This is a genomic window from Streptomyces sp. A1277 (assembly GCF_004795015.1).
Classification (GTDB): Bacteria; Actinomycetota; Actinomycetes; order Streptomycetales; family Streptomycetaceae; genus Streptomyces.
In genome coordinates this window covers 194,051-215,430 of record NZ_SSBI01000002.1, presented here as the reverse complement: position 1 = coordinate 215,430, position 21,380 = coordinate 194,051, and the positions used below count along the sequence as shown (strand labels likewise).

Here is a 21,380-nt window from a genome sequence, read left to right as displayed (position 1 = left end):
GTGAGAAGGAGAAGTCCCCCATGACCGAACGACTGACGTATGAAGAACTCGCCGCCCTGATGAAGAAGGGCGCCGGACTCTCCGTCGACCCCCGGGAGATGGAGAACCGCTCCGACACCCCCTTCGACGAGTTCGGCCTGGACTCCCTCGGCCTCCTCGGCATCGTCGGCGTACTGGAGAACCGGCACGGCCAGCCGCTGCCGGCCGACGCGGACCGGTGCAAGACGCCCCGCGAGTTCCTCGACCTCGTCAACAACAGCCTCATGACAGGAGCCTGACGTGTCCGGACACACCGAGAACGAGATCGTCATCGCCGCCCCCCTGGACCTCGTCTGGGACATGACGAACGACCTGGAGAACTGGCCCCGCCTGTTCAGCGAGTACGCCGCCGTCGACGTCATCGAACGGGACGGCGAGCGCACCACCTTCCGTCTGACGATGAAGCCGGACGAGAACGGCAAGGTGTGGAGCTGGGTCTCCGAGCGCACCACCGACCGCCCCGGGCGCACCGTGCGGGCCCGCCGCGTCGAGCCCGGACCGTTCCAGCACATGGACATCCGGTGGGAGTACTCCGAGGTGCCCGGCGGCACCCGCATGCACTGGACGCAGGACTTCGCGATGCGCCCCGACGCCCCGGTGGACGACGCCTGGATGACCGACAACATCAACCGGAACTCCAAGGTCCAGATGGAGCTGATCCGGGACAAGATCGAGCAGCGTGACCGCGAGCGCCGCTCCGCCGCCGTCCCGGCCAACTGACCCGCCGTCGCAGGCCGGCCACCCGGCCTCCCGGCCGGGACCCGGTCCGGGGTAGCAGAAAGGCACCACCGATGCACCACGCTCTGATCGTCGCCCGGATGGCGCCGGGATCGGCCCCGGACATCGCGGAGCTGTTCGCCGCCTCCGACAGCAGCGAACTGCCGCACCTGGTCGGCGTCACCCGGCGCAAGCTGTTCCAGTTCGGTGACGTCTACCTGCACATGATCGAGTCCGAGCGCCCGCCGGGCCCGGAGATCGCCAAGGTCACCGAGCACCCGGAGTTCAGGGGCATCAGCGAACGGCTCACCGCCTTCGTCAGCCCCTACGACCCGCAGACCTGGCGGGGGCCGAAGGACGCGATGGCCCAGGAGTTCTACCGCTGGGAGCGCGACACCACCGCCTGAACAACGACGACCGCCCCGGTTCCGGCCACGCAGCCGGAACCGGGGCGGTTCGCGTACGGTCTCAGCCCGGCACGACGCACTCGAACGCGTGCAGGTACGGGTTGACCGGCCGGATCCCGGCGATCCGCAGCCCCGCCTCGGACAGCCGGCCCACCAGGCTCTGCCGGGTGTGCTTGGCCCCGCCCACGTTCAGGAGCAGCAGCAGGTCCATGGCGGTGGTGAACCGCATCGACGGGGTGTCGTCGACGAGGTTCTCGATGACGACGACCCGGGCGCCCGGACGGGCCGCAGCGACGACGGAGCGCAGCGCCCGGCGGGTGCTGTCGTCGTCCCACTCCAGGATGTTCTTGATGATGTAGAGGTCGGCGGCCACCGGAATGCCCTCGCGGCAGTCCCCGGCCACGATGCTCGCCCGCCCGGCCAGCGCCCCGCCGTCCCGCAGCCGCTCGTCGGCCCGGGCGATCACCCCCGGCAGGTCCATCAGGGTGCCGCTGACCGACGGGTGCTTCTCCAGCAGGCTCGCCAGCACGTGCCCCTGGCCGCCGCCGATGTCGGCGACCACCGAGACGCCGGTGAGATCGAGCAGGGCGGCGACGTCCAGCGCCGACTGCACGCTGGAGGTGGTCATGGCCGCGTTGAACACCTGGGCCGACTCGTGGGCGTCCTGGTGGAGGTAGTCGAAGAACTCCTTGCCGAACACCTCCTCGAAGACGTTGCCGCCGGAGCGCACCGCGTCCTCCAGCCGGGGCCAGACCTCCCACGTCCAGGGCTCCGTGCACCACAGCGAGATGGCCCGCAGGCTGTCCGGGTCGTCCTCCCGCAGCAGCCGGGACATGTCGGTGTGCGCGAAGGTGCCGTCGGCGTTCTCCGTGAAGACGCCGTAGCAGGCCAGCGCCCGCAGCAGCCGCCGCAGCGGCCCGGCTTCGGTCTTCACCGCCGCCGCCAGCCGCTCCGCGGTCTCGGGCGTCTCGCCCAGCGCGTCGGCGACACCCAGCCGGGCGGCGGCGCGCACGGCCGCGGAGCGGGCCGCGCCGAACACGAGCTCGCGCAGCCGCATGGCGGGCTGCGGGGTGGGAAGGGGCTGGACGGGAGTGGTGCCGGGGGTGGTGCTCACGGTGGTCATGCCGTCTCGCTTCTCCTCGTACGGGGGGTCACCGGTCAGCACATTCCGGCCGGTGCGGAGGTCGTGCAGACATTGCCGGCGAACCGGTTGCCCGCCCCGGTGTCCCGGTCGGCCAGGTCCGCGGGCTCGTTGCCGAGGACCACGTTGCCGCTGACGGTGTTGTCGGTGTTCTTCGCGCCCACGAAGCTCTTGAAGAGCACCACGCCGCCGGACAGCGGGGTGTCGCCCACGTTGTCGCGGATCTCGTTGGACCGCACCTCGGTGGACTCGGCGCCGGTCAGGACGATCCCGGAGCCCTGGATCGCGGGCAGCCGGTCCGTGGCGGCGCAGAACTTGTTGTTGCCGGTGATCCGGTTGGAGCGCAGGGTCATGGCGCCGGCCTGTGGCGTTCCCTCGTCGCCCACGACGAACACCCCGCTGCAGTTGGCGGTGAAGGTGTTGTCGCGCACCGACAGGTTGCGCACCCGGCGGGCGGTGAATCCGATCCGGTTGTCGGTCAGGGTGTTGCCCCGGATCAGGGTGCCGCCGGTGTCGGTGGCCCCGCCCTCCTCGTCGACGCTGTTGGCGACGAAGATGCCCGCGTCACCGTTGGAGCGGGCGACGCTGTCCCGGATGTCGGAGCGGGTGGAGCGCTGCTCGGCGATGCCCCAGACGCCGTTGGCGTCGGCGGTCACCGCCCGGACGTCCAGCCGGTCCGTCCAGGACGCCCAGACGCCGCTGCGGGCGAACCCGGTGACCCGCAGGGACCGCACGGACACGCCGTCCGCGGTGGCGTCCGCCCTGCCCTGGACGCAGATCCCGTTCCCGGCCCGCGCACAGGCGTTGTCCGGCTTCGCCCGGCCGGCGGCGGGCATGATGACCGTACGGTCCCCGTAGCCGCGCAGGGTCAGGCCGGGCTTCGTGATCAGTACGCTCTCGCGGTAGGTGCCGGGCCGGACGACGATGGTGTCCCCGGGTCGCGCGGCGTCCACCGCCGCCTGGATGGACTGTCCCGGCGCCACCACATGACCGACCGCGGCGGCGGCCGGGACGGCCGGCGCCGCCGTGCCCAGTCCGGCGGCCGCTGCGGCTGCGATGCTCACGAGGCGTGTGCTGTGTCGTTTCCTCATGAGCCGAAGCTATGGGCGATCCCCCTCCCGTGCCACGTACGGTAAGCGGTTGGACACGGGACGTGCCCGAATGGCTCACGCCCGCCCCGCCGCCCCGCCTGCGCCACGGGCCCGCGACCGTCCACTCGGGTGACGCGGGCCGGGCCGCCCGCGCCCGCCTCAGTCCTCGGCCGAACGGGCGGCGGTGAGGACCGAGCGGGCCCACCGATAGTCCGCCTTGCCGCTGGGGGAGCGCTGGATCCGCGGGGCGATCACCAGGTGCCGGGGGATCTTGTACCCGGCCAGCCTGGCGCGGCAGTGCGCCTGTACGTCGCCGAGCGAGGGCGCGTCGGCCCCTTCCCGCACCTGGACCACCGCCGCGACCCGGTTGCCCCAGCGGGCGTCGGGGGCGCCGGCGACCAGCGCGTCGTACACGTCCGGGTGGGACTTGAGCGCCTGCTCGACCTCCTCCGGATACACCTTCTCGCCCCCGGTGTTGATGCACTGCGAGCCCCGGCCCAGCACGGTGACGATCCCCTCGGCGTCGACCGTAGCCATGTCCCCGAGCAGCACCCACCGCTCCTCGCCCCTGCGGAAGAACGTCTGCGCCGTCTTGTCCGGGTCGTTGTAGTAGCCCAGCGGTACGTGGCCGCGCTGCGCGATCCGCCCCGGTTCACCGGGGGCCACCGGCTCGTACGTCGCCGGGTCGACCACCGCCGTACGGGAGTTGACCCGCAGCCGGAAGCCCTTCTCCGGGCCGGAGTCGTCGGTCGCGGTGCCGTTGAAGCCGGACTCCGAGGAGCCGAAGTTGTTCAGCAGCATCACATGGGGCACCAGCGCCTGGAACTCCGCCCGCACCGAGTCCGACATGATCGCGCCCGAGCTGGAGACCGAGAACAGCGCCGAGCAGTCGGTACCCTTCAGCGGGCCCTTCAGCGCGTCGATCAGCGGCCGCAGCATCGCGTCGCCGACCAGCGACACGCTGGTCACCTTCTCCTTCTCGATCGTACGGAGCACCTCGTGCGGCACGAACTTGCGGTGCAGCACGACCCGCTGCCCGAAGTCGAAGGCGATGAACGCGGTGAGCGTCGAGGTGCCGTGCATCAGCGGGGGAGTGGGGAAGAAGGTGATGCCCTCCCCGCCGGCCGCCACCCGCTCGGCCAGTTCCTCGGGCCGTTTCACCGGCTCCCCGGTGGGCGCGCCGCCGCCGAGGCCGGAGAAGAACAGGTCCTCCTGGCGCCACATCACCCCCTTGGGCATACCCGTGGTGCCCCCGGTGTAGATGATGAACCGGTCGTCCGCCGACCGGGGCCCGAAGCCGCGGCCGGGGTCGCCGGACGCCTCCGCCGCGGCGAACGCGACGGCGTCCGCCGCGCCCCCGCCCCTCGCCGGTTCGCCCACCCGTACCAGGTGGCGCAGGGTCGGTGCCTGCGGAGCGGCGGCCGCGACGCGCCCCTCGAACTCGCCGTCGTAGACCAGCGCGGCCAGGTCCGCGTCACGGTAGAGGTAGACCAGCTCCTCCTCCACGTAGCGGTAGTTGACGTTGACCGGGACGATGCGCGCCTTCAGGCAGGCCAGCACCGTCTGGAGGTACTCGACGCCGTTGTACAGGTGCAGCCCCAGATGCTCGCCCGGGCCGATCCCGGCGGCGATCAGGTGGTGGGCGAGCCGGTTCGCGGCGGCGTCGAGCCGCGCGTAGGTGAGCCTGCGTTCGGCGCCCGTACCGGGGTGGTCGACATGGACGAGCGCCTCGCGGTCCGGGACGGCGTCGACCACCGACTCGAACAGGTCGGCAAGGTTGTACTCCACCGTTCCTCCTGACCCCGGCTGCTGAGTGACCCGGCGGTCATTAGAGCGCCGACCGGCACAAGTGGGAAGGGGGTCCGGGCAACAAAACTGACTGACTGTCAGAAAACTATTGAACTGCCCACCCGTCTCCTGCAACCTGTTCTAGCCTTGAGACGGGAGACGAATCCATGGCCGGTACGGAACACCTCGCCGTGCGGCGCGAAGGCGCCACACTGGTGCTCACCTTGAACAGGCCCGAGAGCAAGAACGCGCTCTCGTTACCGATGCTCGTCGGCCTCTACGACGGCTGGCTCGCGGCGGACGAGGACGAGGAGATCCGCTCCGTCGTCCTCACCGGCGCCGGCGGCTGCTTCTGCGCCGGCATGGACCTCAAGGCCCTCGCGGGCGACGGCATGGCGGGCGAGCGGTACCGGGACCGGATGGCGGCCGACCCCGATCTGCACTGGAAGGCCATGCTGCGCCACCACCGCCCGCGCAAACCGGTCATCGCCGCCGTCGAGGGCCACTGCGTCGCCGGCGGCACCGAGATCCTCCAGGGCACCGACATCCGCATCGCCGGCGAGAGCGCCGTCTTCGGCCTCTTCGAGGTCCGCCGCGGCCTCTTCCCCATCGGCGGCTCGACCGTCCGGCTGCCCCGCCAGATCGCCCGCACCCACGCCCTCGAAATGCTGCTCACCGGCCGCCCCTACAGCGCCGCCGAAGCGGCCGCGATCGGGCTGATCGGCCGCGTCGTCCCCGACGGCACCGCCCTCGGCGCCGCCCTCGCCGTCGCCGAACAGATCAACGCCTGCGGCCCGCTCGCCGTCGAGGAGGTCAAGGCATCGGTGTACGAGACCGCCGAGATGACCGAGACCGAGGGCCTGGCCGCCGAGCTGAAACGCGGCTGGCCCGTCTTCGCCACCGCCGACGCCAAGGAGGGCGCCCGCGCCTTCGCCGAAAAGCGCCCGCCCGTCTACCGGCGGGCCTGAACCGAGAAGGAGGCACCGTGTCCGACGTCCTCAGCGCACCTCTGGTGGTCGAATTCCCCTTCACCCGTTCCCTCGGCCCCGTCCAGAGCGCCTTCCTCACCGGGCTGCGCCAGCGCACCCTGCTCGGCGTCCGCACCGCCGACGGCAGGGTCCTCGTCCCGCCCGTCGAGTACGACCCCGTCACCGCCGAGGAGATCCGCGACCTGGTCGAGGTCGCCCCCACCGGCACGGTCACCACCTGGGCCTGGAACCCCGGGCCCCGCCGCGACCAGCCCCTGGACACCCCCTTCGCCTGGGTCCTCGTACGGCTCGACGGCGCCGACACCGCGCTCCTGCACGTCCTGGACGCACCCGGCCCCGACGCCGTGCACACCGGGATGCGGGTGCGCGTCCGCTGGGCGAAGGACCGCACCGGCGCCATCACGGACATCGCCTGCTTCGAACCGTACGACGGCGAAGCGGGCACGTCCGCCCCGCACGACGGCACCTTCGCCGACCCCGTCACAGGCATCGTCACACCCGCCCGCCTCGACTACACCTACTCGCCGGGCCGCGCCCAGAGCGCCTACCTCGAAGCGCTCGAAGGACGGCGCGTCGTCGGGGAGCGCTGCCCCTCCTGCCGCAAGGTGTACGTCCCGCCGCGCGGCGCCTGCCCCACCTGCGGGGTCGCCACCGCCGAACGCGTCGCAGTCGGGCCGCGCGGCACGGTCACCACCTTCTGCGTCGTCAACATCAAGGCCAAGAACCTCGACATCGAGGTCCCCTACGTCTACGCGCACATCGCCCTGGACGGCGCCGACCTCGCCCTGCACGCCCGCATCGGCGGCATCCCGTACGACCAGGTGCGCATGGGCCTGCGCGTCGAGCCGGTGTGGGCCGACGGCGGCCGCCACCCGGACCACTACCGGCCGACCGGCGAACCGGACGCCGACTACGACACGTACAAGGAGCTGGTCTAGATGCGAGAGGTGGCGATCGTCGCGTTCGCGCAGAGCGACCATCTGCGGCGCACCGACGAACTCTCCGAGGTCGAGATGCTGATGCCCGTCCTGCACCGGGTCCTCGACACGACCGGCCTCAGGACCAGCGACATCGGCTTCACCTGCTCGGGCTCCAGCGACTACCTCGCCGGCCGCGCCTTCTCCTTCACCATGGCCCTGGACGGAGTGGGCGCGCACCCGCCGATCTCCGAGTCCCACGTGGAGATGGACGGCGCCTGGGCCCTGTACGAGGCATGGGTGAAGATCCAGACCGGTGAGGCGGACACCGCGCTCGTCTACGCGTACGGGAAGTCCTCGCCCGGCCAGGTCCGCGACGTCCTCACCCGGCAGCTCGACCCGTACTACGCCGCCCCGCTCTGGCCCGACTCCGTCGCCCTCGCCGCCCTCCAGGCGCAGGCCCTGATCGACGCCGGCGACACCGACGAGGACGCACTCGCCGCCATCGCCGCCCGCAGCCGGCAGGACGCCTCGGCCAACCCGCACGCCCAGCTCAGCGGCCCCGTCCCGGCCGGCGACTACCTCGTACGGCCGCTGCGCACCGGCGACTGCCCGCCCATCGGCGACGGGGCCGCCGCCGTCATCCTCGCCGCCGGGGACACCGCCCGCGCCCTGTGCGAGCGGCCCGCCTGGATACGCGGTATCGACCACCGCATCGAGGCCCACAGCCTCGGCGTCCGCGAACTCACCGCGTCACCCTCCACCCGCCTCGCCGCCGAACGCGCCGGGGCCTTCGACCGGCCCGTCGACACCGCCGAACTGCACGCCCCCTTCACCTCCCAGGAGGTGGTGCTGCGCAAGGCGCTCGGGCTCGGCGACGACGTCCGGGTCAACCCGTCGGGCGGCGCACTCGCCGCCAACCCGCTGATGGCGGCCGGGCTGATCCGCCTCGGCGAGGCCGCCGCCCGCATCCACCGCGGCGAGTCCGACCGGGCCCTCGCCCATGCCACGTCCGGACCCTGCCTCCAGCAGAACCTGGTCGCCGTCCTCGAAGGGGAGAGCGCACATGCCTAAGGAGCCCGTGGCCGTCGTCGGCATCGGCCAGACCAAGCACGTCGCCGCCCGCCGCGACGTCTCCCTCGCCGGACTCGTCCGCGAAGCCGCCCTGCGCGCCCTCCAGGACGCGGCCCTGACCTGGGCGGACATCGACGCCGTCGTCATCGGCAAGGCACCCGACTTCTTCGAGGGCGTCATGATGCCGGAGCTCTACCTCGCCGACGCCCTCGGCGCGGTCGGCAAACCCATGCTCCGGGTGCACACCGCCGGATCGGTCGGCGGCTCCACCGCACTCGTCGCCGCCAACCTCGTCGCGGCCCGGGTCCACCGCACCGTCCTCACCCTGGCCTTCGAGAAGCAGTCGGAGTCCAACGCGATGTGGGGGCTCTCGCTGCCCATCCCGTTCCAGCAGCCGCTGCTCGCCGGCGCGGGCGGCTTCTTCGCCCCGCACGTACGCGCCTACATGCGCCGGACCGGCGCACCGGACACGGTCGGCTCGCTCGTCGCGTACAAGGACCGGCGCAACGCCCTGAAGAACCCCTACGCACACCTCCACGATCACGACATCACCCTGGAGAAGGTCCAGGCGGCGCCGATGCTCTGGGACCCCGTCCGCTACTCCGAGACCTGCCCGTCCTCCGACGGCGCCTGCGCGATGATCCTCACCGACCGCGCGGGCGCGGCCCGGGCACCGCACCCGCCGGCCTGGGTGCACGGGGGCGCGATGCGCAGCGAACCCACCCTCTTCGCCGGCAAGGACTTCGTCTCGCCCCGGGCCGGCCGGGACTGCGCCGCCGATGTGTACCGGCAGGCCGGCATCAGCGACCCGCGCCGGGAGATCGACGCCGTCGAGATGTACGTGCCGTTCTCCTGGTACGAGCCGATGTGGCTGGAGAACCTCGGCTTCGCCGCCGAGGGCGAGGGCTGGAAGCTCACCGAGGCCGGAGTCACCGAACTCGACGGCGACCTCCCGGTGAACCCCTCGGGCGGTGTCCTGTCCACCAACCCCATCGGCGCCTCCGGCATGATCCGGTTCGCCGAGGCGGCGCTCCAGGTGCGCGGGCAGGCGGGCGAGCACCAGGTGGACGGCGTCCGGCGGGCGCTCGGCCACGCCTACGGAGGCGGAGCGCAGTTCTTCTCCATGTGGCTCGTGGGCACCGAACCGCCGCCCGGCTGACCGCGGGGCGGGGCCGGGCGGCCGCGCCCGGGCCGCACCCCGTGGGTAGCGTGGGGGTGTGACAGCCGAGAGCGGTCTTCGAGTCCTGCTGAGCAACCTGCGCCCCGAGCTGCACCCGGGCCGCTACGTCTACGCGACGGCGACCGACGGCGCCCTGCCGGACGCCGTCGCACCGATCGTCACCGTGCGCGAGACCGAGGGACTCACCCTGGTGCTCCCCGAGGCACAGGCCGCGGCGGCCGGGCTGCTCCACACCTACGTGGCGGGCTGGATCACCCTGCGGGTGCACTCGGCACTGGAGGCCGTGGGGCTGACCGCCGCCGTCTCACTGGCCCTCACCGACGCCGGGATCAGCTGCAACGTGGTGGCCGGGTTCCACCACGACCACCTCTTCGTGCCGTACGAACGGGCCGCCGAGGCCGTCGCCGTACTGGAACGGCTGGCCGCGGAGTCGCACACCGGATGACGGTGTCGCACACCGGATGACGGTGTCACCCCGCACGGCACACCACCCGCGCCTGTGGTGCGCCCCGGCCCCGCCCCCGCCCGGGCCCGGCTCGGCGAGGTGAGCCAGGACACGTAACATGTGTGCATGTCCTTCCTCCGCCGCCGTAGCGCCGCCACACCCGCGGGCCCCGACTTCGACGTCCTGGCCATGGACCCCGGTGACTGGCCCGGAAACCTCGGCGCCGGCCTGCTGCCCGCCCCCGACGGCAGCTGTCAGGGTGTGTTCCTGCGGTACGACCTGTTCGGCGGCCGCGGCCCCGCGATGATCATCGGCAACCTGCCCGAGGGCTCGCCCGCGCGCGAGACCGAGGAGGGCCAGGTCCCCTTCGAGGTGGCGCAGCTGCTGCTCGCCCTGGAGAACGACGAGCCGGTCGAGGTCACCGGCACCGAGGACATGCCCGTGATGCAGGGCGACAACCTGCTGATCGTGCGCCGTGTGAAGCTCTCCGAGAGCCGGATCTCCTGCGTCCAGTTCGACCGCAGCGACGGTGTGCTCGTCACCATCGCCAGCTGGGACCGGCCCATCACCGACGACCTGTACACCCTCCTGAAGCCGCTGCCCGCCGAGCTCTTCCAGCAGGGCTGACCCCGGTTGCCGTCACCGGGCCGTGCGGCCCGGTGATCCCACTTCTGTCCAACTGCGCGCGGCCTCTGTCCAAGAGGCCGCTTCGTCATGCGCCTTGCCCGGCCAGTCATCGGACCTCTAGCGTCTTCCGGCATGACATCCGGGATGACGCGACGTACCACAGTGAAGACAGTGATAGGGGCAACCAGTGCGCTGGCACTGGGAGTTCCCGCCCTCTCCGGCACCGCAGCCGCTGCCGGTACCTCCGATGAATCAGTGCACCGCGAGCAGGTAGGGGAGCTGCCGGACCCGGTGCTCCACTACCGTGCCCCCGCCGCCGACTGGGAGCGCGAGTCCCTGCCCATCGGCGGCGGGGCCCTCGGCGCGAACATCTGGGGCACGCTCGCCTCCGAACGCATCACCTTCAACGAGAAGACGCTGTGGACCGGCGGCCCCGGCTCTGCCGAGGGATACGACTTCGGCAACTGGACCGCCCCCAGACCCGGCGCCCTGGACGCGGTGCGCGCACGTCTCGACGCCGAGGGCTCCCTCGCCCCCGACGCCGTGGCCGCCGAACTCGGCCAGGCCCGCAAGGGTTACGGCGCCTACCAGGTCTTCGGGGAGCTGCGGCTCGACGTGCCCGGCGCACCGGCCGCCCCCGACGCCTCCTACCGGCGCGCGCTGGACCTGCGCACCGCGCTCGCCACCGTCACCTACACCCACGAGGGCACCGTCCACACCCGGGAGTACTTCGCCTCCCACCCCGGCGCCGTCATCGGCGGGCGGCTCACCGCGGACGGGCCCGGAAAGGTCACCTTCACCCTGCGCTACACCTCGCCGCGCGACGACTTCACGGCCACCGCGACCGGCGACCGGCTCACCGTACGCGGCGCGCTGAAGGAAAACGGCCTGCGCTTCGAGGCCCAGATCCGCGTCCGCACCAGCTCGGGCACGGTCACCGCCAACGCCGACGGCAGCCTCACCGTCACCGGCGCCGACCGCGCCTGGTTCTTCCTCGCCGCAGGCACCGACTACGCGGACACCTACCCCGCCTACCGGGGCGAGGACCCCCAACGCAAGGTCACGGCCGCCGTCGACTCGGCCGCGGCGGCCTCGTACGAGAAGGTCCGCGCCGCCCACACCGGCGACCACCGCACCCTGTTCGACCGGGTCGCACTCGACATCGGCCAGCAGCTCCCCGACCTGCCCACCGACCAGCTCCTGAGCACGTACACGGGCGGCTCCGGCGCCGCCGACCGGGCCCTGGAAGCACTCTTCTTCCAGTACGGCCGCTACCTGCTGATCGCCTCCTCGCGGGCCGGGTCACTGCCCGCCAACCTCCAGGGCGTCTGGAACGACTCCACCACCCCGCCGTGGTCCGCCGACTACCACAGCAACATCAACCTCCAGATGAACTACTGGCCCGCCGAGGTCACCAACCTCGCCGAGACCACCGCCCCCTACGACCGCTATGTCCAGGCCATGCGCGAACCCGGCCGGCGAACGGCGAAGGAGATGTTCGGCACCGCCGGCTGGGTCGTCCACAACGAGACCAACCCGTTCGGCTTCACCGGCGTCCACGACTGGTCCACCGCCTTCTGGTTCCCCGAGGCCGCCGCCTGGCTCACCCAGCAGATGTACGAGCACTACCGCTTCGGCGGCTCCACCGACTACCTGCGCTCCACCGCCTACCCGGCGATGAAGGAGGCCGCCGAATTCTGGCTGGCCAACCTGCGCACCGACCCGCGCGACGGGCTCCTCGTCGTCACCCCCAGCTACTCGCCCGAGCACGGGGACTTCACCGCCGGGGCCGCGATGTCCCAGCAGATCGTCCACGACCTGCTCACCAGCACCCTGGAGGCCGCCCGCACCCTCGGCGACGCCCCCGCCTTCCGCAGCCGGCTCGAAAAGGCCCTGGACCGCCTCGACCCCGGCCTGCACACCGGGTCCTGGGGGCAGCTCCAGGAGTGGAAGACCGACCGGGACGACCCGGCCGACACCCACCGCCACGTCTCGCACCTCTTCGCCCTCCACCCCGGCCGTCAGATCGAGGCCGGCACCGCCTGGGCCGAAGCCGCCAAGGTCTCGCTCACCGCCCGGGGCGACGGCGGCACCGGCTGGTCCAAGGCATGGAAGATCAACTTCTGGGCCCGGCTGCACGACGGCGACCACGCCCACAAGATGCTCTCGGAACAGCTGAAGAACTCCACCCTGCCCAACCTCTGGGACACCCACCCCCCGTTCCAGATCGACGGCAACTTCGGCGCCACCTCGGGCATGGCCGAGATGCTGCTCCAGAGCCAGCACGACACCATCGACGTCCTTCCCGCCCTCCCGGCGAACTGGCCCGAGGGATCGGTGCGCGGACTGCGCGCCCGGGGAGGATTCACCGTCGACATCGAATGGGCCCGGGGCACGGCCCGCCGTGTGGTGATCACGGCGAGCCGCACCCGCACGGCGACCGTCCGCTCCACGCTGTTCGCGAGCGGCCGGAAGGTCGTCCGGGCCCGTGCCGGCCGGCGCTACACACTGACCCCCGACAGCTGACCGAACAGCGCCGCCACCTGCGCCGCCGACGTGCCGAGCCCCGTGGGACCGTTCAGGTGCCACGGGGCGCCGGTGCCCCGCCGCAGATCCTCCTCGCGGTAGCGCCGGCAGCCCCGGTGCCAGATCAGGATGCCCGCGAGCCAGTGCTTCAGCTCCTGCACGTAGCCCGCAAGCGTCTCCCGCGCCTCCGCATCGAGCCCGAAGTCGTCATAGAGAACGGGCAGTTCGTTCTCGGCGACATGGAGGAACTGCCGCAGCCGCGACTTCATCAGGTCGTACAGGATCGCCATCCCCGTCGGGTAGTCCACCCCGAAGAAGTTCTGCACCACCAGGACCCCGTTGTGCACCTCACCCTCGTACTCGATCTCCTTCTGGTACGAGAACAGGTCGTTCAGCAGGGCCGCGTAGTCGGCGGCCGCGTTCTCCAGGGAGCGCAGCGGGCCGCTCTCGTAGATCTCCGGCGGCACCTTCCTGCCGTGTCCGACCCGGCACAGACTCATCGTCAGGTCCGAGCCGAACGTCATACGCCGCATCTCGACGTAGTCCACCGGGTCGGGAATCCGGTTCTGCGCCTGGTTCGCCAGCTCCCACAGCCAGCTCGCCGTCATGTCCTCCACCGACTTGCGGAACGCCCGCCTGCCGGCGTCGTCCATCGGCCCGGCGGTGCGTTTCCACAGGTCGCCCAAACCGCGCTCCAGCGCGTTGACGGGCTCCGGTGTCGCGCCCCCGTCCAGCGGCATGAACAGCGACAGGCGCTCATTGGCCAGCCGGGCCCCCGCCAGATCACGGCTGCGCCCGTGCACCACGGGGAACCAGTCGTCGCCGTACGTCCCCCAGGCCAGCCACCCCGAGGACAGATCGAGCCCTTCGGGAGTCGCGTCCGGATGGATACCGGCCGCGCACAGTGGCAGGTCGATCGCCCGCAGCCGCTCCTCGTCCCAGATGTGCGAACCCGGCACCCCCGGCTGCGGCCCCAGGATGCCCATCCGGCCGGCCCAGACCACCAACCGCTCCCGGGCACCCTCCAGATGCGGGCTGAGCGTCGTGCCGAACGGCAGGTCGAAGTCGGGCAGCAGGGACGGGCCCACATGCTGGAAGAGCACATGGCTGTGGCTGCGCAGCCTGGCCGACTCCGAGCGCCTGGTGAACCGGATCGACGCGGCGGCCATCCCGAAGCCCGGCTCGGCCCCGGCGGCCCCGCCGTCGTTCATGTACCGGCTGGAGCGCATGTGCCACTCGTGGCCGCCCGACTGCCAGTCCTGCAGCCCCTTGACGTACGCCAGCACCGCCGCCGTCTGCGCCGCGTCCAGGCCCTTCGCCGCGCAGAGCGGGCCCAGCTCGGTCAGCGCCGTGTTCTCGAACTGCTGGAGCCGAGACGTCAGCAGGTCGTTCACCGCCTCGGCCGCCTCCTGCGTCGAACAGTCGAGGAAGCGCTCCAGGACCAGCACGCCGTTGCTGTTCTCGCCCTCGTCCTCCACCTCTCGCTGGTACGAGAAGAGGTCGTTGCGCAGATGGACACCGTCCGAGAACGCGTCGCGCAGCACACGCAGCGCCCGCTCACCGGCCACCGCCTCCGGCACCTCGGCCCCCACCGCGTACTCCACGAGCCCCGCCGACCAGGGGGCCCCGCCCACCTTGCGGCGCATCTCGATGTACTCGACCGGGTTCGCGATACGGCCCTCGTTGATGTTGGCGAGCTCCCACAGCGACTCGTTGAGGAGGTTCCTCGTCGACTCCGCGAACCGCGCCCGCCACGCGTCCGACATCGCGGGCACCGTCCGCGCCCACAGATCCGCCAGCCCCGCCTCGACCGGATTCTCCGGCTCGGGCGTCGGCGCACCGCGCTCCATCGGCATGAACGCCGGCAGCCGGTCCAGGTAGCGCTTGCCGCCCTCCCGGTCCGGGGTGCGCTTGAACAGTTCCAGGAAGTGGTCGTCGAAGAAGAAGACCCACACGTACCAGTCGGTGACGAGCGACAGCGCCTCGGCCGAGCAGTCGGGATGGGTGTACGCGCACAACAGCGCGTAGTCGTGGGCGTCGAGGTCCTTCTCCTCCCAGATACCGGACCCCTCCAGCATCCCTATGGCCCGCGCCCACGTCTTCGTGTGCTGTCGGGCCTCCTCCACGTGGGGGTTGAGACGCGCCGGATACGGAACATAGAAGTCCGGCAGGGTGAACGGCTGAGCCATGTGCGTCCGGCCTTTCCGAAAGCCACCGCGTGAACGTCACGCGCATCGGTCCTGTCGGCGCCAGCACTACCCTTCGGCCGTTCGGGGCACGCACACCCGCAATTAGTCACACCGCAGGAGCGTCCGTTCGAGGGACACGGGCACGAGTCCGACCACGTAGAACCCCGGTAACGCGCCACCGCCAGACGCCCGCGGCTCCCCGCCCTTCGCAGGTCACGGGCCCTGTCAGTGGTCTGGTCCAGTGGCTCACCAGGCGGCCCCCACCGCGCTCTTGACGCCCCTTCACCTCAGGTCACAGAGTGTGCGCGCACGACCAGCAGCGGGATCGGAACACGGACACATCGCTGAACGAACGGCTCCGGAGCACCAGGCTCGACGAAGGGTTGTCATGACGTCCAAGCAGAGGACCAGGCTCGCACTCGCCTTCACCACCGCCGGAGCGCTGAGCCTCGCGCTGCTCGGCCCCGCCGCCCGGGCCGGCGCCGACGGGACACGGCCCGAGTGCCCGCGCGGCCTCGCCTGCGACTGGGTCCCGGCGGCCTACCAGCAGACCGGCGACCCGGCCGACAAGGAGACGTACGGCAACTACGACACCGCGGACCGGCCGCACAGCAACAAGATCGAATTCATCGTGCTGCACGACACCGAGGAGGACTTCGACACCACGCTGAAGATCTTCCAGAACCCGCTGAAGCAGACCTCCGCCCACTACGTCGTGCGGTCCGCAGACGGTCACGTCACCCAGATGGTGAAGAACAAGGACGTCGCCTGGCAGGCGGGGAACTGGTACGTCAACAGCCACTCCATCGGCATCGAGCAGGAAGGCGTCGCCGTCGAGGGGGCCAGGTGGTACACCCCCGAGATGTACCGCTCGACCGCCGCCCTGGTGCGCTACCTCGCCGCCAAGTACGACATCCCGCTCGACCGCCAGCACATCATCGGCCACGACGGCGTCCCGCCCACCAGCGCCGCCGGCACCCAGAACATGCACTGGGACCCGGGCACCTACTGGGACTGGAACCGCTTCATGGCGCTCCTCGGGAAGCCCACCGTGCCCACCGCCCGCAAGGACAGCCGACTGGTCACCCTCAGCCCCACGTTCAAGGACAACAAACAGGCATTCCGCGACTGCGAGAAGGGCGTCGACCTCCCGGTCCAGGGCTCCAGCGCCGTCCCGCTGCACACAGCGCCCTTTGACGACGCGCCCCTCTTCTCCGACCCGGGAGTCCACCCGGACGGCTCGCCCGGGACCAACTGCGCCGCCGACTGGGGCAGCAAGATCAGCGCCACCCAGCAGGCCGTCGTCGCCGGCCACGCACCCGGCTATACGGCGATCTGGTGGTACGGCGAGAAGGCATGGTTCCGCACACCCGCCCACACCCGCACCACCACCCCCACCTCCGGCTACGTCGTCCGTCCGAAGACGGGCAGGGCCGAGGTGCCGGTGTACGGGGTGGCCTACCCGGAGAAGTCCGAGTACCCGGCCGGCTTCGCGGACCAGCGGGTGGGCACACCGCTCCAGTACACGATCAAGGCCGGCCAGTCCTACCCCGGCGGCGGACAGGCCCCCACCGGCTTCTTCTACGCGCCCACGATCGACGCCTCCTACCCCCTGGACCACGCCTACTTCAAGGGCAAGCAGAAGTACGTGACCGTCCAGATCGGCCACCGCGTGGCCTTCGTGAAGGCATCCGACGTGGACATCGTGCGCGCACGCTGAAGCGCGCCACGGGGGCAGGGAACGGGAACACGCAACAGCGCGCCGCGGGCCCGGTGTGTCGGCACCGGACCCGCGGCGCGCCCCGTGGGGCCGGTCAGCGCGTGCCGACCGCTGCCCGCACGGCGCTCCGGGCCATCGCACAGTCGTCGTGCAGGCGGCGCAGCAGCAGCCGCTGTTCCTCGCCGGGCGACAGCGCGCCCGGCCGGTCCTGCCCCGCTCGGGCGGGACCGGGGTCCCGCATGGCCCGCTGCACGGCCGTCTCGTACGTACGGATCTCCCGGGTGAGCACGAGCATCAGATTCACCAGGAACGCGTCCCGCGCCGCCGGGCCCGCCATCTGCGCCAGCTTGCTGATCTCGCGCCGGGCCACCGGCGCGTCACCCAGGACGGTCCACAGCGTCGCCAGGTCGTAGCCCGGCAGATACCAGCCCGCGTGCTCCCAGTCCACCAGCACCGGTCCGGTGGGCGACAGGAGGATGTTGGAGAGCAGCGCGTCCCCGTGGCAGAACTGCTTCATGCTGTGCCGGCCCCCGGCGTGCGCCAGACCGTGCAGCAGCTTCTGCAGATCACCCAGGTCCCGGTCGGTGAAGAGCCCCAGTTCGTGGAAGCGGGTGATCCGCGCCGCGTAGTCCAGCGGCTTGTCGAACAGACCCGTCGGCGGACGCCAGGCGTTGACCCGGGTGATCGCCCCGAGCACCGCCCGCAGATCCGCCCGGGGCGGCGCCTCGGACGGGTGCCTGGTCAGCGCGGCCACCCGGCCGGGCATCCGCTCGATGACCAGGGTGCAGTTCTCGGGGTCGGCGGCGATGAGCCGGGGAGCCCGGACCGGCGGACGGTGCCGGACGAACGCCCGGTATGCCGCTATTTCGTGCCGGAACCGCTCCGACCACGCGGGGGAGTGGTCCAGTAAACACTTGGCGACCGCCGTCGCCCGCCCCGTGGAGCCGACGAGCAGCACCGAACGCCCGCTGCGCCGCAGCACCTGCACCGGGTTGAACTCCGGGCAGATCCGGTGCACGGACGCGATCACCATCCTCAGCTGGGCGCCCTGCGGGCCCGACAGGTCGAGCCGCCCGCTGAGCGAAGGGGCACCCGGTCCCGCCGCGCGCCGGGGCCGCCCGATGCCGGGTGCCGGGACGGTGGCGCGGGGGTCGAGGTACGGTCCGCCGCCCGCTCCGAGGGGACGCAGCGGCCGGGGCGGGGCGGACACGGAGGACGATGCTGTGTACATGGGCGAGACAGATCCCTTCGTGCGCCGACAAGTTGCGTGCGCCGCCCCGGCCGGCGGCCGTTCGGCACCCTGGGGAGTACCTAGGGCTGCCGGGCGGGGTGGCGCTTTCCTACCTGACACCGGCGCGAGGGTGTCTCTCGACATAGCGCACCCTGGCGAACCCTGGCGAATAGTCGCAGGGCATCTGACACGGGGTTACTGTCAACACAGCCGAGAACCTGGGGGCTTGACGTGACCGGAGAACCCAACACCCGCCTGTCGGACCTGTTCGGCCTGGCCGGCTGGTCCAAGGGCGAACTCGCGAGAATGGTGAACCGGAAGGCGGCGGCCATGGGCCACCCCCAACTGGCCACCGACACCTCGCGCGTGAGGCGCTGGATCGACATGGGGGAGTCCCCCCGCGATCCCGTGCCCAAGGTGCTGGCGGCTCTGTTCACCGAGCGGCTCGGCCGTGTCGTGACCATCGAGGACCTCGGGTTCGGCCGGCGCGGGCGTGTGGGGAAACGGCGAGAGGCCGGGACGCAGGACGATCCCGACCAACTGCCGTGGGCGCCCGAGCGGACGGCAGCGGTCCTCACCGAATTCACGGGAATGGACCTCATGCTCAACCGACGCGGCTTGGTGAGCGCGGGCGCCGCGCTCGCCGCCGGCTCCACCATCGCAGGCCCCATGCACGACTGGCTGCACACCGACCCCGTACTGGCGGCCGACGCCCCGCGCGTCGACGACCCCGTCCACGCGGACCCCGCCGGTTTCGACCGGTACGAGGCCGCCCCCATCGGCTCGGAGGAGATCGAGGCGCTGGAGCGGTCCGTGGAGGTCTTCCGCGCCTGGGACGCCTCCCGGGGCGGCGGCCTCCAGCGCAAGGCCGTGGTGGGCCAGCTCAACGAGGTGGGCGGCATGCTCGCCTACCGCCACCCCGACCATCTGCAGCGGCGCCTGTGGGGCGTCGCCGCCAACCTCGCCGTGCTCGCGGGATGGATGTCCCACGACGTCGGCCTCGAACCCACCGCCCAGAAGTACTTCGTCATCGCCGCGCACGCGGCGCGCGAGGGCGGCGACCGCCCGCGCGCGGGCGAGGCCCTGTCCCGCGCGGCCCGCCAGATGGTCCACCTGGGCCGTCCCGACGACGCGCTGGACCTGATGAAGCTCGCCAAGTCCGGCTCGGGCGACAACGTCCTGCCGCGCACCCAGGCGATGCTGTGCACCATCGAGGCATGGGCCCAGGCGTCCATGGGCCGTGGCCAGGCCATGCGGCGCACCCTCGGCCGGGCCGAGGAGCTCTTCGTCTCGGACAAGAGCGACGTACCGCCGCCCAGCTGGATGCAGATGTTCGACGAGGCCGACATGCACGGCATGCAGGCCCTGGCCTTCCGCACGCTCGCCGAGCACGACCCCTCGGCCGCGGTCATCGCCCAGCGGCATGCGAAGCAGGCGCTCGAACTGCGGGTCAACGGCCGCCAGCGGTCCAAGATCTTCGACTACATCTCGCTCGCCTCGGCCTGCTTCATCGCCGACGACCCGGAACAGGCCGACCGCTACGCCCGGCTCGCCCTGGTCACGATGGGGGAGACCTCCTCCCACCGGACCTGGGACCGGCTGCGCGAGATGTACCGGCTGACCGGGCAGTTCGCGGGCTACGCCAAGATCGAGGACCTGCGCCAGGAGATCGAGCTCGCGCTTCCCCAGAAGAACCGCGCCAAGAAGCCGAGGAGCGCGGAGATCTGATGAGCTCCGGGGTGCGAATGCGATGAGCCCCGCAGGTCCATGAGCGACGTGAGTCGGCCCGCCGACGCCTCGGTGCCGTAGGGGTCCGCCGGTGGTTCGCTACGCCCCGATGCGGGCGATCAGCACGCACGCGTCGTCCAGTCGCTCGGCCCCGCCGAACTCCTCGGCGACGGCCCTGACGCACTCCTGTGCCGAACGGGCTTCGCTGAAGCGTGGCGCCAGGTCGAGCAGTGTCTCCGTGCCCGGGTGCGCACCGCCGCGCCCGTCGGCCCGGTCCCGGGCCAGCCCGTCGGTGTGCAGCACCAGCACGTCGCCGGGCAGCAGGCGCGCCTCGTCCTGCTCGTAGGCGGCCCCGGAGGCCGCTCCGAGCAGCACCCCGTCCGGCGGGGGGAGCGGGCGCCCGGTCCCGCCGCGGAAGAGCAGCGGCGCGGGGTGCCCGGCCTGGGCCCAGTCCAGGGTGCGCGTCCGCGGGTCGAAGCGGCAGCACACGGCACTGCCCAGAGCGGGCTGAACGGAGGTTTCCAGTAACTGGTTGAGGTGGCCCATCAGCGCTCCGGGCTCGATGCCGGCCACCGCCATGCCGCGCAGAGCACCCAGGACCACCGCCATCGCGGAGGTGGCCTGGATGCCGTGACCGGTCAGATCACCGACCGTGAGCAGGGTCCTGCCGTCCGGCAGTTCCATCGCGTCGTACCAGCCGCCGCCGACCAGGGCGCTCGTCTCCGATGGCAGGTAGTGGGCGGCGATGTCCAGGGTGCCGGGGCCGTGGTCCGGGAGCCGCAGGGAGCTCTGCCACGGGGGCAGGACGGCCTCCTTCAGCTCCACCGCGACCCGGTGCTCGGCCCTGGCGATGTGCTGGTCGCGCCGCAGGGAGTCGTGGGTGCGGCGCACTACTTGCTGGCTGCGCCGCAGCGCGCTGACGTCCCGCATGACCGCCCACATGGAGGCGGTGCAGCCGTCCGTGTCCAGGACGGGTTCGCCCGTCATGTGCAGGGTCCGGATGCGCCCGTCGGTGTGCCTGATGCGGAACTCGCCGTCTATCGGCTTGCCGTCCACCAGGCAGTCCGTCACGAGCGCGGTGAGTAAGGGCTGGTCCTCGGGGAGCAGCGTCGAGGGCAGGTCGTCCAGCGACAGCCCGCCCGCCTCCGGCGCGCGGCCGAAGATCCGGAACAGCTCGTCGGACCAGCTGACCTCGTCGGTCAGCAGATTCCACTCGGCGCTGCCCACCCGGCCGATGAGGGAGCCCGCGGGCTCATCGGCGGCGTCCTCCTCGCTCGCAGGCGCGGATTCCGCGGGCAGGCCCTCCCTGAGCTGTCCCAGGTGCGTGCCGAGGTCGTCGAGGTGATGGACCGCCAGGTCGCAGAGCGCGCGCTGCCAGCGCATCTGCGGGTCGTCCTCGTCGATGCGCACGGCATCGCGCCGCACCGCGTCCACATCGCCGCGCAGCCGAAGCGTCCGGTGGATCAACGCGTCGACGGCATCGCGCTCGGGCGGCTGGGGGGCGGGGCGGTCCGCGGAGAGGGGGGACGGCATGTCGTACTCCGATACAGGGCGGCACAACCGGTTCTGAA

General features: G+C 71.8%; 18 protein-coding genes. 12 read left to right on the top strand and 6 right to left on the bottom strand.

All coding sequences use genetic code 11. The annotated features are described in order from the left end of the window. The first annotated feature begins 20 nt into the window (after positions 1-20). The 3 genes from E6R18_RS02385 (at position 21) to E6R18_RS02375 (ending at position 1,163) form a co-directional block, all read left to right on the top strand. Entirely contained in the window at positions 21-278 is a 258-nt protein-coding gene (locus E6R18_RS02385; RefSeq protein ID WP_136315125.1) for an acyl carrier protein, read from the top strand. A gap of 1 nt (position 279) precedes the next feature. Beyond that, on the top strand, positions 280-759 hold the full coding sequence (locus tag E6R18_RS02380; protein ID WP_136315124.1) for an SRPBCC family protein: 480 nt from the start codon (positions 280-282) through the stop codon (positions 757-759). Positions 760-830: 71 nt separating this feature from the next. Continuing rightward, positions 831-1,163, top strand: coding sequence for a TcmI family type II polyketide cyclase (locus tag E6R18_RS02375; protein ID WP_136315123.1), 333 nt, complete (start codon positions 831-833; stop codon positions 1,161-1,163). Between the two features lie 61 nt (positions 1,164-1,224). Here the strand turns inward: E6R18_RS02375 and E6R18_RS02370 are convergent, their stop codons facing one another. The 3 genes from E6R18_RS02370 to E6R18_RS02360 all read right to left on the bottom strand — a co-directional run bounded on the left by E6R18_RS02370 (position 1,225) and on the right by E6R18_RS02360 (position 5,183). Further along, positions 1,225-2,286: a methyltransferase gene (locus E6R18_RS02370; RefSeq protein WP_136315122.1), complete on the bottom strand. Its 1,062-nt coding sequence runs from the start codon at positions 2,284-2,286 to the stop codon at positions 1,225-1,227. A gap of 35 nt (positions 2,287-2,321) precedes the next feature. Next, positions 2,322-3,395, bottom strand: coding sequence for a right-handed parallel beta-helix repeat-containing protein (locus tag E6R18_RS02365; protein ID WP_136315121.1), 1,074 nt, complete (start codon positions 3,393-3,395; stop codon positions 2,322-2,324). 159 nt (positions 3,396-3,554) lie between these two features. Then, entirely contained in the window at positions 3,555-5,183 is a 1,629-nt protein-coding gene (locus E6R18_RS02360; RefSeq protein WP_136315120.1) for an acyl-CoA synthetase, read from the bottom strand. A 167-nt stretch (positions 5,184-5,350) separates the two neighbouring features. Between E6R18_RS02360 and E6R18_RS02355 the strand changes: the two genes are divergently transcribed. The 7 genes from E6R18_RS02355 (at position 5,351) to E6R18_RS02325 (ending at position 12,941) form a co-directional block, all read left to right on the top strand. Continuing rightward, positions 5,351-6,151, top strand: coding sequence for a crotonase/enoyl-CoA hydratase family protein (locus E6R18_RS02355; RefSeq protein ID WP_136315119.1), 801 nt, complete (start codon positions 5,351-5,353; stop codon positions 6,149-6,151). A 17-nt stretch (positions 6,152-6,168) separates the two neighbouring features. Continuing rightward, positions 6,169-7,110: an OB-fold nucleic acid binding domain-containing protein gene (locus E6R18_RS02350; RefSeq protein WP_136315118.1), complete on the top strand. Its 942-nt coding sequence runs from the start codon at positions 6,169-6,171 to the stop codon at positions 7,108-7,110. Beyond that, complete coding sequence (locus tag E6R18_RS02345) at positions 7,111-8,163, top strand: thiolase domain-containing protein (RefSeq protein WP_136315117.1); 1,053 nt, start codon at positions 7,111-7,113, stop codon at positions 8,161-8,163. Further along, a complete protein-coding gene (locus tag E6R18_RS02340; RefSeq protein ID WP_136315116.1) occupies positions 8,156-9,322 on the top strand; it encodes a thiolase domain-containing protein in 1,167 nt (388 codons plus the stop codon). The genes E6R18_RS02345 and E6R18_RS02340 overlap by 8 nt, the downstream gene beginning before the upstream one ends. 58 nt (positions 9,323-9,380) lie before the next feature. Continuing rightward, the gene (locus E6R18_RS02335; RefSeq protein WP_136315115.1) at positions 9,381-9,788 is read left to right on the top strand and encodes an ACT domain-containing protein; all 408 of its coding nucleotides are present in this window, start codon (positions 9,381-9,383) and stop codon (positions 9,786-9,788) included. A 126-nt stretch (positions 9,789-9,914) separates the two neighbouring features. Beyond that, positions 9,915-10,415 carry a hypothetical protein gene (locus tag E6R18_RS02330; protein WP_018550733.1) on the top strand — a complete coding sequence of 167 codons (501 nt, stop codon included), beginning with the start codon at positions 9,915-9,917 and terminating at the stop codon, positions 10,413-10,415. 291 nt (positions 10,416-10,706) lie between these two features. Further along, a complete protein-coding gene (locus E6R18_RS02325; protein ID WP_136315206.1) occupies positions 10,707-12,941 on the top strand; it encodes a glycoside hydrolase family 95 protein in 2,235 nt (744 codons plus the stop codon). On the opposite strand, the gene E6R18_RS02320 is transcribed toward E6R18_RS02325, so the two are convergent. After that, positions 12,917-15,130, bottom strand: coding sequence for a terpene synthase family protein (locus E6R18_RS02320; RefSeq protein WP_136315114.1), 2,214 nt, complete (start codon positions 15,128-15,130; stop codon positions 12,917-12,919). The genes E6R18_RS02325 and E6R18_RS02320 overlap by 25 nt on opposite strands. 388 nt (positions 15,131-15,518) lie before the next feature. Between E6R18_RS02320 and E6R18_RS02315 the strand changes: the two genes are divergently transcribed. Next, on the top strand, positions 15,519-16,850 hold the full coding sequence (locus E6R18_RS02315) for a peptidoglycan recognition family protein (protein ID WP_136315113.1): 1,332 nt from the start codon (positions 15,519-15,521) through the stop codon (positions 16,848-16,850). A 94-nt stretch (positions 16,851-16,944) separates the two neighbouring features. Here the strand turns inward: E6R18_RS02315 and E6R18_RS02310 are convergent, their stop codons facing one another. Continuing rightward, positions 16,945-18,081: an aminoglycoside phosphotransferase family protein gene (locus E6R18_RS02310; RefSeq protein ID WP_136315112.1), complete on the bottom strand. Its 1,137-nt coding sequence runs from the start codon at positions 18,079-18,081 to the stop codon at positions 16,945-16,947. A gap of 231 nt (positions 18,082-18,312) precedes the next feature. Between E6R18_RS02310 and E6R18_RS02305 the strand changes: the two genes are divergently transcribed. Then, positions 18,313-19,809, top strand: coding sequence for a hypothetical protein (locus E6R18_RS02305; RefSeq protein ID WP_136315111.1), 1,497 nt, complete (start codon positions 18,313-18,315; stop codon positions 19,807-19,809). A 99-nt stretch (positions 19,810-19,908) separates the two neighbouring features. On the opposite strand, the gene E6R18_RS02300 is transcribed toward E6R18_RS02305, so the two are convergent. Next, positions 19,909-21,342: a SpoIIE family protein phosphatase gene (locus E6R18_RS02300; RefSeq protein WP_136315110.1), complete on the bottom strand. Its 1,434-nt coding sequence runs from the start codon at positions 21,340-21,342 to the stop codon at positions 19,909-19,911. Between the last annotated feature and the right edge of the window lie 38 nt (positions 21,343-21,380).

Coding starts and splice junctions, on each gene's coding strand:
- E6R18_RS02330 (WP_018550733.1), top strand. CDS start 9,915: ATGTCCTTCCTCCGCCGCCGTAGCGCCGCCACACCCGCGGGCCCCGAC.
- E6R18_RS02310 (WP_136315112.1), bottom strand. CDS start 18,081: ATGTACACAGCATCGTCCTCCGTGTCCGCCCCGCCCCGGCCGCTGCGT.
- E6R18_RS02320 (WP_136315114.1), bottom strand. CDS start 15,130: ATGGCTCAGCCGTTCACCCTGCCGGACTTCTATGTTCCGTATCCGGCG.
- E6R18_RS02385 (WP_136315125.1), top strand. CDS start 21: ATGACCGAACGACTGACGTATGAAGAACTCGCCGCCCTGATGAAGAAG.
- E6R18_RS02315 (WP_136315113.1), top strand. CDS start 15,519: ATGACGTCCAAGCAGAGGACCAGGCTCGCACTCGCCTTCACCACCGCC.
- E6R18_RS02365 (WP_136315121.1), bottom strand. CDS start 3,395: ATGAGGAAACGACACAGCACACGCCTCGTGAGCATCGCAGCCGCAGCG.
- E6R18_RS02345 (WP_136315117.1), top strand. CDS start 7,111: ATGCGAGAGGTGGCGATCGTCGCGTTCGCGCAGAGCGACCATCTGCGG.
- E6R18_RS02340 (WP_136315116.1), top strand. CDS start 8,156: ATGCCTAAGGAGCCCGTGGCCGTCGTCGGCATCGGCCAGACCAAGCAC.
- E6R18_RS02355 (WP_136315119.1), top strand. CDS start 5,351: ATGGCCGGTACGGAACACCTCGCCGTGCGGCGCGAAGGCGCCACACTG.
- E6R18_RS02370 (WP_136315122.1), bottom strand. CDS start 2,286: ATGACCACCGTGAGCACCACCCCCGGCACCACTCCCGTCCAGCCCCTT.
- E6R18_RS02375 (WP_136315123.1), top strand. CDS start 831: ATGCACCACGCTCTGATCGTCGCCCGGATGGCGCCGGGATCGGCCCCG.
- E6R18_RS02300 (WP_136315110.1), bottom strand. CDS start 21,342: ATGCCGTCCCCCCTCTCCGCGGACCGCCCCGCCCCCCAGCCGCCCGAG.